This window comes from Clostridium sp. AF19-22AC (assembly GCF_003479085.1).
Taxonomy (GTDB): domain Bacteria; phylum Bacillota; class Clostridia; order Lachnospirales; family Lachnospiraceae; genus Faecalicatena_A; species Faecalicatena_A orotica.
Map to the genome: position 1 here is coordinate 29700 of NZ_QUGN01000026.1, position 15467 is coordinate 45166.

The 15467-nt window shown below is 43.2% G+C and carries 11 protein-coding genes; 9 read left to right on the forward strand and 2 right to left on the reverse strand.

All coding sequences use genetic code 11. The features are described 5' to 3' along the window. Positions 1-416 precede the first annotated feature (416 nt). The 6 genes from dnaA (at position 417) to gyrA (ending at position 9188) form a co-directional block, all read left to right on the forward strand. Positions 417-1787, forward strand: coding sequence for a chromosomal replication initiator protein DnaA (gene dnaA, locus DWX43_RS22195; RefSeq protein WP_109733265.1), 1371 nt, complete (start codon positions 417-419; stop codon positions 1785-1787). A gap of 417 nt (positions 1788-2204) precedes the next feature. Next, positions 2205-3314 (forward strand): DNA polymerase III subunit beta, encoded by a 1110-nt coding sequence (dnaN, locus tag DWX43_RS22200; protein WP_109733264.1) that lies wholly within the window; start codon positions 2205-2207, stop codon positions 3312-3314. Positions 3315-3345: 31 nt separating this feature from the next. Continuing rightward, entirely contained in the window at positions 3346-3561 is a 216-nt protein-coding gene (locus tag DWX43_RS22205; RefSeq protein WP_109733263.1) for an RNA-binding S4 domain-containing protein, read from the forward strand. 42 nt (positions 3562-3603) lie between these two features. Beyond that, positions 3604-4689, forward strand: a complete 1086-nt coding sequence (gene recF / locus DWX43_RS22210; protein WP_118621902.1) for a DNA replication/repair protein RecF — start codon at positions 3604-3606, stop codon at positions 4687-4689. An 11-nt stretch (positions 4690-4700) separates the two neighbouring features. After that, on the forward strand, positions 4701-6638 hold the full coding sequence (gene gyrB / locus DWX43_RS22215) for a DNA topoisomerase (ATP-hydrolyzing) subunit B (protein WP_109733261.1): 1938 nt from the start codon (positions 4701-4703) through the stop codon (positions 6636-6638). A 57-nt stretch (positions 6639-6695) separates the two neighbouring features. Then, positions 6696-9188 carry a DNA gyrase subunit A gene (gyrA, locus tag DWX43_RS22220; RefSeq protein WP_109733260.1) on the forward strand — a complete coding sequence of 831 codons (2493 nt, stop codon included), beginning with the start codon at positions 6696-6698 and terminating at the stop codon, positions 9186-9188. Between the two features lie 162 nt (positions 9189-9350). On the opposite strand, the gene DWX43_RS22225 is transcribed toward gyrA, so the two are convergent. Together DWX43_RS22225 and DWX43_RS22230 are read right to left on the reverse strand one after the other, a co-directional pair. After that, positions 9351-10331 carry a hypothetical protein gene (locus DWX43_RS22225; protein ID WP_118621903.1) on the reverse strand — a complete coding sequence of 327 codons (981 nt, stop codon included), beginning with the start codon at positions 10329-10331 and terminating at the stop codon, positions 9351-9353. A gap of 9 nt (positions 10332-10340) precedes the next feature. Next, positions 10341-11039: a GGDEF domain-containing protein gene (locus tag DWX43_RS22230; protein WP_109733258.1), complete on the reverse strand. Its 699-nt coding sequence runs from the start codon at positions 11037-11039 to the stop codon at positions 10341-10343. A 172-nt stretch (positions 11040-11211) separates the two neighbouring features. Here DWX43_RS22230 and lepB point away from each other — a divergent pair, with 172 nt between their 5' ends. The 3 genes from lepB (at position 11212) to DWX43_RS22245 (ending at position 15264) form a co-directional block, all read left to right on the forward strand. Beyond that, on the forward strand, positions 11212-11769 hold the full coding sequence (gene lepB, locus DWX43_RS22235; RefSeq protein WP_109733257.1) for a signal peptidase I: 558 nt from the start codon (positions 11212-11214) through the stop codon (positions 11767-11769). Positions 11770-12025: 256 nt separating this feature from the next. After that, positions 12026-13252 carry a BTAD domain-containing putative transcriptional regulator gene (locus tag DWX43_RS22240; protein ID WP_242996223.1) on the forward strand — a complete coding sequence of 409 codons (1227 nt, stop codon included), beginning with the start codon at positions 12026-12028 and terminating at the stop codon, positions 13250-13252. Between the two features lie 239 nt (positions 13253-13491). Then, positions 13492-15264, forward strand: coding sequence for a peptidoglycan DD-metalloendopeptidase family protein (locus DWX43_RS22245; RefSeq protein WP_243099444.1), 1773 nt, complete (start codon positions 13492-13494; stop codon positions 15262-15264). Positions 15265-15467: the final 203 nt, after the last annotated feature.

Genomic DNA, 15467 nt, shown 5'->3' on the forward strand with positions numbered 1-15467 from the left:
GCTGCGGTGGGCATATCCCTTCATTATCCACACTTTATCAACTACACATTCTTAGCAGGCAACCCGGGTGGAAAACAGGTATATGCTCCCACTACAGGGCCTTTTCGCATCTTTCCATTAGCATCCCCGTTCTCGGAAATCAACATATCCACTTTCCTAATCTGACACTTTTCCACAATTTGCTTCTTTGGTGTGAATTTCTGTGGATAAAATGTGGATAACTACTTTATAACTACTGTATAATGTGTAGATTAAATTTTTTTTCCTATTACGGCCCCATATTTTATCTGCGTTAATTTTGTTCATAAAGTTATACACAGCATTTCTCATTGCTTCTAATACCGTTTTGATGTAAAATGTAATAGAGAGATTTTGCCTAGATATCTCTCTATTATATTGATTAGGAGTACTTATCGATGAACATTGTAGAAGAAAATTGGGAGCAGATCCTAAATAAAATGAAGTTAGAATATTGCTCATCAAATATTTCATACAATACGTGGATTGCACCACTTACCGTATATGAAGTGACCGATGACACTGTTTATATTCTTGTGAGGTTGAAAGCAAGTCTGGAGCATATAGAAGAAAAATATATGCTTCCTTTTAAAGTGTGCATTGCTGAAGTAACAGGAAAGGAATACGATATATCCTTTGTTACAGAAGATAATGTAACTATCCAGGAGAAAAAGGAGAATGTAGTTAAGAAGCAGAAGTCAAATGCGATCTTTGAGAATGCGAATCTCAATGGAAAGTATACATTTGATACTTTTGTCGTGGGCAGCAATAACAATTTCGCCCATGCCGCATCCCTTGCAGTTGCAGAATCTCCGGGTGAGATTTATAACCCGCTGTTTATATACGGAGGTGTAGGACTCGGTAAGACTCACCTTATGCATTCCATCGCACACTTCATATTAGAGAATGATCCTGAAAAAAAAGTTCTTTATGTCACAAGCGAGACGTTCACGAATGAACTGATCGATGCTTTGAAGATTGGTAAGAACGGGAATGAACTGGCCATGACCACATTCCGTGAAAAGTACAGGAATAACGATGTTCTCCTGATTGATGATATTCAGTTTATTATAGGCAAGGAAAGTACGCAGGAAGAATTCTTCCATACGTTCAACCACCTGCATGTTTCAGGAAAGCAGATTATCATATCCAGTGATAAGCCGCCGAAAGATATCGAAACGCTTGAGGCAAGGCTTCGTACACGTTTTGAGTGGGGACTGATTGCAGACATTTCTTCCCCTGATTATGAGACAAGAATGGCAATCCTTCGTAAGAAAGAAGAATTGGACGGGCTTGAACGCTACCATATACCGGACGAAGTCCTTCAATATATAGCGAATAATATCAAGTCCAACATCAGAGAACTCGAAGGCTCTCTTAATAAATTGATAGCACTTTCAAATCTGGAGAAAAAGCCGATTGATATTCCGCTCGCAGCGGAGGCCTTAAAGGATATGATTTCTCCGGATAAGAACCGGGTCGTTACCCCGGAATTAATTATTGATGTTGTTTCTGAACATTTTAATGTACCCGTGGCTGAGCTGAAAGGCAAGAAAAGGAATGCAGAGATTGTACTTCCCCGCCAGATTGTCATGTATTTATGCCGTGCCATGACCGATACCCCTCTGAAGTCAGTCGGTATCATCTTAGGCGGCAAGGATCATGCCTCTGTCAGCCATGGTGTCAAGAAGATTGAACATGAGATTACCGTAGATGAAGCTCTTAACAATACGGTTAATATTATAAAGAAGAAGATAAATCCGGTCTGATGATAAAAGTAACATAGGCTGTTTATCCACATTTGCCTGAAATAAGGCTCCCTTAACAGCAGGCTCAACTTTAAGGGAAGCCCATGGTTTCAAGGCTTTATGAAGCTTACATTACTTTGCATGGCTAATGTGGATAAGCTCGGGATAACCCTGTTCAAACCATGTGGATTAAGAGGTTGATAACGGATTAAGGACTTTTTGAGGTTCAGATTATCCCCACATTATCCCGAGGTCATACAGTGGATGTCTACAGAGTTTTCAGTATGGACAAACCCTTTAAAATCAAGGCCTGGAACCACTTATTAACTTATCCACAGCCCCTAAGGCTAAGAAGGCGGAGCTGATTTATATAAATATTTTTAAAAATGCGCGGTCGAAAAGATATTCACCACACCCATCGAAAGGAGTTACTGACATATGAAAATCATTTGTTCAAAATCAAATCTCGTAAAAGGAGTCAGCATTGTATCAAAAGCTGTACCTTCAAAAACAACTATGCCTATTCTGGAATGTATTCTGGTTGACGCATCCATGGATGTTATCAAGCTGACAGCGAATGACATGGAACTTGGAATCGAAACAAGGATTGACGGAGACATTGTTGAGAGAGGTATCATTGCATTAAACGCAAAGATCTTTTCTGAGATCGTCCGGAAGCTTCCGGACAGTGAAGTAACGATAGAGACAACGGCAGACAATCAGACATTGATTACCTGTGAAAAGGCAAAGTTCAATATTGCAGCACAGTCAGGGGAGGATTTCTCTTATCTCCCGATTATCGAGAAGGATGATTATATTACCGTTTCTGAGTTCACGCTCAAAGAAGTGATCCGTCAGACCATCTTCTCGATTGCCGACAATGATACAAACAAGATGATGACAGGAGAACTGTTCGAGATCGAAGATAACGTCCTGAAAGTAGTCTCTCTGGACGGACACAGAATCTCTATCCGTAAGATCGAATTAAAAGAATCCTATGCCCCGAAAAAGGTAATCGTACCTGGAAAGACCCTGCAGGAGATCAGTAAGATCATCGGCGGAGAGGCAGAGGCGGACGTTGATATATCATTTACCAAGAATCATATTGTGTTTGAGTTTGACAGGACAGTCGTTGTATCACGTCTGATCGAAGGCGAGTACTTCAAGATTGACCAGATGCTTTCCAGCGATTATGAGACAAAAGTCAGAATCAATAAAAGAGAACTCCTGAACTGTATCGACAGAGCGACACTCCTGATCAAAGAGGGAGACAAGAAGCCGATCATCATTGATATCCGTGAGGGATCCATGGAGCTGAAGATCAAATCCCAGATCGGATCCATGGATGAGGAGATTTTTATCGTGAAAGAAGGAAAAGATTTATTGATCGGATTTAATCCGAAGTTCCTGATCGATGCCCTCAGAGTCATTGATGACGAGGAAGTGGACCTGTATTTCATGAATGCAAAGGCCCCATGTTTTATCAAGGACGAAAATCAGAGCTATATTTACCTGATTCTTCCGGTAAACTTTAATGCAGTTGCATAGTACAGATAAATAGTCAGAAAAGAGGAGCAGTATGGAAATCATTAAGTTGCGTGACGGAGATGAATTTATTAAGCTGGGACAGGCACTGAAAGCAGCAGGACTGGTCGAGTCAGGGGTCGAAGCAAAAGAGGTAATACAGGACGGCGAAGCAAAAGTAAACGGCGAGACTGACACTAGAAGAGGACGTAAATTATATGACGGAGATGTCGTTCAATTTGACGGACAGGAAATAAAAATTGAAAAATAGTCTGAAAAAGTGTAGAATAGTGACATACTTGAGGAAACATCAATGGTAATCAAATCTCTAAAGCTAAAGAATTACAGGAATTACGAATTGTTAGATTTGAAATTTGACCCCAAGACTAACATTTTGTACGGTGATAATGCTCAGGGAAAGACGAATATTCTGGAGGCATTGTATTTGTCAGGAACGACCAAATCTCACAGAGGCACGAAAGACAGGGATTTGATACAGTTTGGGAGTGACGAGGCGCATCTGGAAACGGTGATCGAGAAAAGGGGCACCGAATTCCAGATCGACATGCATCTGAAGAAAAACAGTCCGAAAGGAATCGCAATCAATAAGATTCCGATACGAAGAGCAAGCGAATTATTTGGGATTATCCATTTTGTATTTTTTTCGCCGGAGGATTTGAATATTATCAAAGAGGGACCGTCCGGCAGAAGAAGATTTATTGATCTGGAATTATCTCAGCTGGATAAAGTATATCTCAGCAATCTTTCTAACTATAATCGAATTATTAATCAAAGGAATTCCTTACTCAAAGATATATACAGGCAGGAGAATCTTGTAGAGACATTGGATATCTGGGATATGCAATTAGTTGAGTACGGGACAAAAGTGACTGAGAGAAGAGAACAGTTCGTGAAAGATGTAAATAAAATCATTTCGAAAATCCATGATAAGCTGACAGGCGGTAAGGAGAATATTACGATTACCTATGAGTCAAGTACCGGCAGTATGGGGCTTGAACAGGCTCTGAGGAAAAACAGAGAGCGTGATATCAGGATGAAGAGTACTTCCGTTGGGCCGCACAGGGATGATCTGTGCTTTACGGCAGGCTCCCTTGATATCAGGAAATTTGGTTCCCAGGGACAGCAGCGCACGGCGGCTCTTTCGCTGAAACTTTCAGAGATTGAGCTGGTGAGGTCAATGATTAATGACACACCGGTATTATTATTGGACGATGTTTTGTCTGAACTGGACAAACACAGGCAAAACTACTTACTGGACAGTATTCATGATATACAGACAGTAATCACATGTACTGGATTAGATGAGTTTGTAAATCATCGGTTTTCTATTAATAAAATTTTCCATGTAAAAAATGGGCAGGTAGCAAAAGAAAATTAGGAGGTTTTTAAATGGGTGCAACAGGTACAGAATTTGACGCCGAGTATGGAGCAGATCAAATCCAAATATTAGAAGGACTGGAAGCGGTCAGGAAACGGCCGGGAATGTACATCGGCAGCACTTCTTCAAGAGGACTCCACCATCTGGTATATGAGATTGTGGACAATGCTGTAGATGAGGCATTGGCCGGTTATTGTGATACAATCTCAGTTAGTATAAATCCTGATAATTCAGTAACAGTCATTGATAACGGACGTGGTATCCCGGTAGGGCTGAACCACAAAGCCGGGCTTCCGGCGGTTGAAGTCGTATTTACGATCCTGCATGCGGGCGGCAAGTTCGGCGGCGGGGGATACAAGGTTTCAGGAGGCTTACATGGTGTAGGTGCTTCTGTTGTTAATGCGCTTTCCCAGTGGCTGGAAGTTGAGATTTACAACGAGGGAAAAATCTATATGCAGCGCTACGAGCGTGGCAAGGTTGTTTTGAAATTAAACGTGATCGGAGAATGTGAGCCTGACAAAACTGGGACAAAAGTCACATTCCTGCCAGATGATGAAATATTTGAAGAAACAATTTTTGATTATGATGTTCTGAAACAGCGCTTTCGTGAGATGGCATTCCTGACAAGGGGCCTTAAGATCATGATCCGGGACGAACGCGAGGAGGAGCCAAGGGAAAGGACCTTCCACTACGAGGGCGGAATCAAGGAATTTGTTGCCTATCTGAACAAGAGCAAGACGCCGCTCTATGAGCAGATTATTTACTGTGAAGGCATGAAAGACGGCGTGGCTGTCGAGGTTGCCATGCAGCACAATGATTCCTACAGCGATAATACTTATGGATTTGTAAATAATATTACGACTCCTGAAGGCGGAACACATATAGTCGGTTTCAGAAACGCCCTGACAAAGACGTTTAATGACTATGCAAGAAAAAATAAACTGCTCAAGGACAGTGAGCCAAACCTTTCCGGTGAAGATATCAGGGAGGGGCTGACTGCGATCATCAGTGTGAAGATCGAGGACCCACAGTTCGAGGGACAGACAAAGCAGAAACTTGGAAACAGCGAAGCAAGAGGGGCAGTAGACAGTATCGTCAGCAGCCAGCTTGAGATTTTTCTGGAGCAGAACCCGAACGTTGCAAAGATGACGGTAGAGAAGTCTGTCATGGCGCAGCGTGCAAGAGAAGCGGCAAGAAAAGCAAGGGACCTGACAAGAAGAAAGTCTGCACTGGAAGGAATGTCACTTCCGGGCAAGCTCGCAGACTGTTCTGACAAGGACCCGAAAAACTGTGAAATCTATATCGTTGAGGGAGATTCCGCAGGCGGTTCAGCTAAGACAGCCAGAGACCGTGCGACACAGGCAATCCTTCCTCTTCGTGGTAAGATTCTGAATGTCGAGAAGGCAAGACTGGACAGAATCTATGGGAATGCAGAGATAAAAGCTATGATCACTGCATTCGGAACAGGGATTCATGATGATTTCGATATCTCCAAACTGAGATACCATAAGATTATCATCATGACTGATGCCGACGTTGACGGGGCTCATATCAGTACACTATTATTAACATTTTTATACCGGTTTATGCCTGACCTGATCAAAGACGGCTATGTTTATCTGGCACAGCCGCCGCTGTACAAACTGGAGAAGAACAAGAAGGCATGGTATGCATACAGTGATGAAGAACTGGCCCAGATCCTGACAGAAGTCGGAAGAGACGGAAATAACAAGATCCAGCGTTATAAAGGTCTTGGAGAGATGGATGCGGAACAGCTGTGGGATACCACCATGGATCCGGAGCACCGGGTTCTCCTGCGGGTTGTCATGGATGAAGAGACATCTTCTGAGCTGGATCTGACCTTTACAACCCTGATGGGAGACAAGGTAGAGCCGAGACGTGAATTCATCGAAGAGAATGCAAAATATGTGAAAAACCTTGATATATAATAATTTCGTGGTTTTTGAACAGTTACACAATTTCACGAAACAGGAAAGGATATAAAAATGGAAGATAATATTTTTGATAAAGTCCATGAAGTAGACCTGAAAAAGACCATGGAAACTTCCTACATTGATTACGCCATGAGCGTTATTGCATCCAGAGCGCTTCCGGATGTCAGGGACGGTTTAAAGCCGGTGCAGAGAAGAATCCTCTACTCTATGATCGAACTGAACAACGGACCCGATAAGCCGCACCGTAAGTGTGCCCGTATCGTCGGTGATACAATGGGTAAATACCACCCTCACGGAGACAGTTCTATCTACGGGGCACTCGTTAATCTGGCACAGGAATGGTCCACCAGATACCCTCTGGTAGACGGTCATGGAAACTTCGGTTCCGTCGATGGGGACGGTGCGGCAGCCATGCGATATACAGAGGCGCGTTTAAGCAAGATATCCATGGAGATGACGGCAGACATCAACAAGGATACCGTTGATTTTGCGCCCAACTTTGATGAGACAGAGAAAGAACCGGTGGTACTCCCATCCAGATTCCCGAATCTGCTTGTAAACGGGACGTCCGGTATTGCCGTAGGTATGGCTACAAATATTCCGCCGCACAATCTGCGGGAAGTCATCAACGCAGTCGTGAAGATCATTGATGACCAGATCGAAGAGAACGGGGAGACAACAATTGAGGAAATATTAAAGGTAGTCAAAGGACCCGATTTCCCAACAGGCGCGGAGATACTCGGAACAAGAGGGATTGAAGAAGCATACCGCACGGGACGGGGCAAGATCAGAGTACGTGCAATCACTAATATAGAACCCATGGCTAACGGTAAGAACCGTATCATTGTAACGGAACTTCCATACATGGTAAATAAAGCAAGGCTGATCGAGAAGATCGCAGAGCTTGTAAGAGACAAGAAAATCGACGGTATCACGGACCTCGCAGACCAGTCCAGCCGTGAAGGCATGAGGATTTGTATTGAGCTGCGCCGTGACGTGAATCCGAATGTCATCTTAAACCAGCTGTATAAACACACACAGCTTCAGGATACATTTGGCGTTATCATGCTTGCACTCGTGAATAACGAGCCGAGAGTCATGAACATTCTGGATATGCTGACATACTACCTGAAGCATCAGGAAGAGGTCGTAACCAGAAGGACAAAGTATGAGCTGAATAAGGCAGAGGAACGCGCCCATATCTTACAGGGATTACTGATTGCCCTTGATAATATCGATGAGGTTATTAAGATTATCCGCGGTTCCAAGAATGTACAGGTTGCCAAAGAAGAATTGATGGCAAGGTTCGATCTGTCAGAGGTTCAGTCCCAGGCGATCGTGGACATGCGTCTGCGTGCACTGACAGGTCTGGAGAGAGAGAAGCTGGAGAGCGAATACGCAGAACTGATGAAAAGGATCGAAGAATTAAAGGCGATCCTCGCAGACAGGAAGATTCTCCTCGGCGTCATCAGGGAAGAAATCCTGATAATCTCTGATAAGTACGGTGACGACAGAAGAACCTCTATTGGATTCGATGAGTTTGATATTTCCATGGAAGACTTAATACCTCGGGAAAATGTCGTGGTAACGAAGACAAAGCTCGGATATATCAAACGTATGACGGTAGATACATTCAAGAGCCAGAACAGGGGCGGTAAGGGAATCAAGGGTATGCAGACTCTGGATGACGATTACATCGAGGAGCTGTTTATTACATCGACCCACCACTATATTATGTTCTTTACAAATACAGGCCGGGTATACCGTCTGAAAGCATATGAGATTCCTGAGGCAAGCAGAACGGCCAGAGGAACAGCCATTATCAATCTGCTCCAGCTGATGCCGGATGAAAAGATTACGGCAATGATTCCGATACAGGAATATGAGGACGGCAAATATCTGTTCATGGCAACGGAAAAGGGTCTTGTTAAGAAGACTCCGATCAAGGACTATGCTAACGTCAGAAAGACAGGACTTGCAGCGATTACGCTGCGTGAAGACGATAAACTGATTGAAGTAAAGATTACCGATAATCAGGAAGATGTAATTCTTGTCACAAAGTATGGACAGTGCATCCGGTTCAACGAACAGGACGTAAGGGCAACAGGAAGAACATCCATGGGTGTGCGCGGAATGAATTTAAGCGACCGTGATGAAGTGATCGCAATGCAGATCAGTATTCAGGGCAGCGATCTTCTGATCGTATCTGAAAAAGGTATGGGTAAACGTACTAATATGGATGAGTTTACGGTACAGAACAGAGGCGGTAAGGGTGTGAAATGCTATAAGATCACCGAAAAGACCGGCAATGTAGTTGGAATGAAGGCTGTAGATGAAGATAATGAAATTATGATTATCAATACAGAAGGTATCATTATAAGAATGAAATGCTCTGATATATCAGTACTTGGACGTGTAACCTCCGGTGTGAAACTGATCAACCTGCCGGATAACGAAAAAGTTGCAAGTGTTGCGAAGGTTAGGAAGGCTTCAGCGGAAATCGATGGAGAAGAAGTTGAAATATCAGAGGATGAAGAAGAGTGATGAGTCATCTACAGACTAAAGTTACAGAGCACAGTCTATAAAATTAAGTAACGAAAAAAAGACGTTTTAGATTTGAAACTGCATTAAATCAGCAGTAAAAACATATCTAAAGCGTCTTTTTTATTTCATTTATATTCATTACATATTCTGAATACCAGCAATTTAAGGAGACAGGCTGACAGTCAGCGTATTTCCTGCGTTATCCGGAATCGTTACGGTAACTTCTGCATCTGGTACAGGAAAGACAAGCAACCCGCTTTGTGGGTCATAAGATTCAGGAGTTAACCCAGTGATTCCTTCATAATCTATCCCGGAATAGGTCTCCCGGACTGTCAGGTAAAACTTCCCGCTTCGCCTGTCAGAAGCAATCAGTACAGGAGGTTCGGTATCAAATGGGGTCAGGTCATAGCTTCTTGTATATGTCTGTCCATTCACACTCCTCACGGTAATATCCAGCGTACCATTCTCACCAGCCACTGCCCTGTATTCTCTGTACCCGGCCTTTTCAAGGTCTGCAGGAGACCCGTTCAGCTCGGCACTGACGCTGCTCACAGGAAGAAGTGAATGAATCGATAGTGAATACTCTGCGCCCCCTTCTCCCGAACCGGTCCACTCTGCTTTGACAGAAGGTTTTACAAATAAAAGGGGCAGAAGAACGAGTATTGCCAGCATAGAATAAATAAGGTATCTGACCCTGTATATTCCCGGTTTCGTGTAATTCATCCACGTTTCCAATACATCTACCGGAACATCACTAGGTGCAATGCCGCATACTGCAAGTGCATTGGTAAGAATCCGGTTGGCCGTAAACGCATCCAGGGCAGCCTCTTTGTGTGAAATCGGGATGTTCCTTGATGAAGTTTTCTGTACAGTTTTGCAGAATTCGGCACAGATATTACACCGGATCTGGTCCAGCCATGATAAGAGATACTTCGGTGAGCTTAAGGAATGAATATCCATAAAAGCGGAAGTATACAGCCGAAGCAGGAGATCCAGAGCCAGATCTTTATCCTGCGTATCCTGGCAGATCACCTGATACTGCGTATAATAAGTTGCTGTGTAAATCTCGGCAAAAGCATTGCCGTCCCCTGCCCGGGCCTTTTCAAGGATCCCGGCAAGGTATTCATAATCCAGTTTTGCCATAATAAAAGATTACCTCCCGGTCTCTGAGGTTTCATAAATCCGTTTGTTAGCAAGCGCAATTAATTCTGTAATATTTGTGAGGTGCTCCTGACTGTTCAGTGCACAGCCTGCCCTGTATTCAATCGGGATCGCATCGGCACGTTTGTTGCGGAATGCCACGCGGTCCTTTACTTTCTTAAGAAATGAATTCAGTTTATCCTGCGTACAGTCTTCAAAAATAGCGAGGAACTTATTGCCCCCGTTTCTTCCTACAAAACAAAGTGACAGGGAGCATGAAAAAAGAATGTCTGAAAACTCCTTGATCGTCCTGTTGCCGATTGCGTGGCTGTATGAATTATTAATATCAGGAAGATTTGTAATATCAATCATAATACAGCCGATATCGGACGGCAGCTTTGAATCTACATACTTTTCAATCAGAATGTCACAGCTGAAGCGGTTCGGAATACCGGAAAGAGGGTCTGAATAGGCCACACCGTACAGACTGTGGTAGTTTGATTTCATAGAGGAAATCAGCCTTAAGTCTACCAGAATAAAGATGAAGCTGATAATCAGGACCAGCCAGATCATGATAAACAAGGTAGTAGCCTCAACGGATGAAAACACATATTGCTTGACACCGGGTTTTAACAGCAGAAATATACTGATAAGACTCATGATGACCAAGACAGATAGCTGTATGACTTTAAAAATACTGAACCGTTTCATACAAATGCTCCTTATCTGAAATTATTATATAGGGCTAACAGTTATATGCTGTTCCTATAAATAGTAATATTATAACATATAAATCCCTATATTTGTCAGCTTGTATTCATTTTATAAATAAACTATAATAAAAGAAATGTTACCGTTTACAAACAGGACAGGAGATGGTGTCATGGAGATAGATGCAATCAAGAAAAAGGTTCTGGAGGATGTAGATCCCAGAATAAAAGAGATAAAGAGAAAAGAAGAACGCAAGACAAGACTGGTTACGACAGTGCAGTTTCTGGCGCTGATTATTATCATGCTTGTTGTCTTTTATATATTAATGGGAATCTCAACAGTTGACGGAGATTCGATGTACCCGACACTGCATGATCAGGATAAAGTCGTATATATGCGCAGTGTGCCGGAGTACAAGGTTGGAGATATCGTGGTTGTGAACCGTCCGGGCGGAGAAGAATATGTGAAGAGGATTGTTGCAGTTGCCGGGGATACCGTGAATATACAGGCAGGAAAACTATATGTGAACGGGAAAGAAGCAGAGTTCGAGGAAGCTTTAGGTGAAACTGACTGGATGTCGGCAGATATACAGTTCCCGGTACAGGTTGGGGCTTCTGAAGTATTTGTAGTGGGAGATAACCGGGAGATATCAGAAGATTCAAGAAGTTTCGGGCCTGTGAGTATGAATGATATCGCAGGAAGAATTCTATATTATATTGGAAAAATATAAAACAAATTTAAATACAAAATATGTTTTGATTGCGCTCATATTTTTGCATTTACGTAAAGTACAGATTTGTTATTGACTCACCAAAGAGTAAAAGATATAATGTATAAAACTGGTAATTTAACAAGAACCGGTAACAATCATTGAGAAGGGCGGCATAAAAGTTCTGGCAAAACTCCTGCAGGACGGCCGTACCGCTGGAAATAGCGTAGTTTATTTCTGGATAGGACTTCTTAGTATTTTTAAGGGAGAAAGGCATATGACTAAGATGGCAAAAGATCTGGAAGACAACGCATTACATGTAAAGATGTTCGGTAATTTTTCGATTACGTACAAAGGAAATTCTCTGCTCGGCAAGAAAGTAAGTGAGACACAATTTGCCTACCTCATGCAGATTCTTCTACATAACCGCAAAGAAGGGGTGCCAAGGGAACAGCTGGAGGAAATGCTTTTTGGGGACAGGGACATCAAGAATATTCACCACACGATGCAGAGTGTAATTTATAATGCTAAGAATAAGTTAAAGAACGCAGGTCTTCCCGAGGTAAATTATATTTATCTTGAAAAAGGGACATTCTACTGGACAAAAGAAATTCCTGTGATAGAAGATGCGTCAGAGTTTGACCGTTTATATCAGGAGGCCTTGAATGAGGAAGATATTGACTGCAGGCTTCAGCTTTTACTTGATGCATGCCACTGTTACACGGGTGAATTTCTGATCATGTATGCGGGGGTACTCTGGGCTGCATCCGAGGCCAGAAGATACCGTGCCCAGTTCTGTACCTGCGTAGAGGAGGCTGCCGGGATACTGAAGGAAAAGGAAGATTACCTTCAGCTCCAGGAACTGGGAGTCTATGCGACAGCGATTTCACCATTCTCAGACTGGGAAAGTATTACGATGGATGCCCTGATCAGTATGGGATGTTATGAAGAAGCAAGTGACCTGTATGCAGAGACGGTAGAGAGATATTTCAAGGAGCGGGGAATCCGCCCTTCACAGAAGCTTATGAGTTCTCTCGACAGGCTGGGGGACCAGATGCTGCACCCGTATGATCTGCTGGATAATATCCAGAAAGAACTGATCGAAGACAAGGATGAAATCCGGGGAGGATATATGTGTTCTTATCCGGTATTTCAGGGAATCTACCGGATGGTGAACCGCATGGCAGAGAGAAGCGGACAGTCGATCTATCTGATGCTTTGTACGATCGTGGACAGCAAGGGTAACCGGATGAAGAGTGGAGAGCAGTTAGAACAGCTGGCGGGCAGACTGGGAGACGCTATCTGCAAGTCCATACGCAGGGGCGATGCTGTGAACCGCTACGGGAGAGGGCAATATCTGGTACTTCTCGTAAATACAACTCTCGAGAGCTGCGCAATCGTCCAGAAACGTATTAACTACAATTTCCTCGTAGGCAGGCAGAGAACTGGCGTGCAGTACTATGTTAACAGCGTTGTCTTTGAGAAGGAAGCAGACGTAAAGTAAATATATGAATACAAATTTCCACTTCTGTTTAAATACAGTTGTGGAAATTTTTTTAATAATATAGTCAATAAATAAACCTGATAATACCGCTTAAACAACATTTTTTTGATTGCTCCTTTGACTATGAGTCTGTTAAGATGTTATTATATTGAGGATACGTATATATTTGGGTGAAATGTTAATTTCAATTTCAGATTGTAGTTGCAGTGTGACAGACAATTAAGGAGAGGATGTATCTTATGAAGTTAAAAAAAGTAGTACTTATATTAGGAATTAGTATCTGCATCGTAGCAGGCCAGATACAGACGACTTTCGGTTTAGAGCAGGATAATGCAGTTGAACAGCATGGGGCGGAACATACTGACGGGCAGTCAGATGAGGAAAAAGATAAAGATAAAGACAAGGATAAAGATAAGAAAGACGAAAATCAGGAGACTGAAACAGAGAATACTGACCAGACAAATCCGGAAGATGAAAGTATGGGAGAAAAGCCTGGCGACGGAAAGCCTGATGGAGAGCAGGGCGGAACGGAAAAGCCCGATGATGGCAAGACAGACGAAGAACAGGGCGGAACAGAAAAACCTGATGATGGTAAGACAGACGAAGAACAGGGCGGAACGGAAAAACCTGATGATGGTAAGACAGATGGAGAGCAGGGCGGAACAGAAAAGCCTGATGATGGTAAGACGGACGAAGACAAGGGAGAATCTGAAAAGCCTGATGATGGAAAGCCTGACGGAGAGCAGGATGGAACGGAAAAGCCTGATGACGGAAATACAGATGGAAGTCAGGATGAAGTTGAGAAGCCTGATGATGGAAACACGGACGGTGATCAGAACGAAGCTGAGAAACCTGATGATGGGAATACTGATAATGGTGTAACAGACGACGTACAGCCTGATGACGGCGGTTCAAACGAACCGGTCCAGACACCCCCTTCAGATAACGGCGGGGCTTCTGATGATTCCTATTATGAAACAGCAGGCGGCGGTACATATGAAGAGAGTACGGTAAACAGCTATTCAGCTTCTATCCGTTTCTTAGATGACAGCGAGAAGATTAAGTATAACGTATCAGTTCCAATTGAAGGACTCCCGTCCTTTATTACACAGGAAATGATCGTAGCAGCATTGAAGTGTCAGGATGAAACAGGGTATCCGGCATCTGTAACAATTGCACAGATCATCCAGGAGTCAGGTTTCGGACAGTACGGACCGGGCGGAGAAGACGGAAAAGGGTTATCTTATCTGGCATACCAGTACAACAACCTTTTCGGAATCAAAGGAACAGGACCGGCAGGAAGTGTCGATATGATCACAGGGGAACAGTCAAAGGACGGATCCCTCTACACGATCGTATCCGGTTTCCGGGTATATGATACTTACACGGAATGTATTGAGGACCGCACCGATCTTTTGAAGGAAGTCTATTTGGACCTTACCTTAGGTGTGACTGATGCAAACACATTTGCAATGAAGATAGGAAGCCGCTGGGCAACCAGCCTGACATACGGACAGTCACTGATCAGACAGATGGAGCAGTATGACTTGTACAGACTTGATAACATGACACTGGGCGAGTTCAGCAATATGCTCGGAACATTTGTAAACCCGTGTCCGGGAGCACTCTTATCAAGTGACTTTGGTTCAAGAGAGGAACCTATTGCAGGAGCAGGAACCTATCATAAAGGCATCGATCTTGGAACAGGAACGTATAACATACCGACTTATGCAGCAGCATCCGGAACCGTCACATTTGCCGGAGAAGCAGGAACGGCCGGCAACATGGTTATCATTGACCACGGAAACGGACTCGTAACTAAATACATGCATCATGAAAAAGTATTCGTAGAAGAAGGACAGAAAGTAGAGAAGGGTCAGCAGATCGGATTATCCGGTACAACGGGACAGTCCACAGGCAACCACCTCCACTTCCAGGTGGAAGAGCACGGAACCGCAGTTGACCCGCTTCAGTATTTCACGGAGAAACAGCAGGACAGCTTCTTTAAATAACAGGGTTAAGAATGGCATATAGGGGAACAGTTCTGTAAGGATGAATAGCCATCACCATACAAGCTGTTCCTTTAAAAACCACCTGTCCATTCTGAAATTAATAAAAAACAATAAAAAACTTGTAAAAAACCCCTTTTTGTAAATTCTTTTGATTGTTTCTTTGTTTCTGAAACTGTTAAAGTGTGTTTATGATATAGATAGTA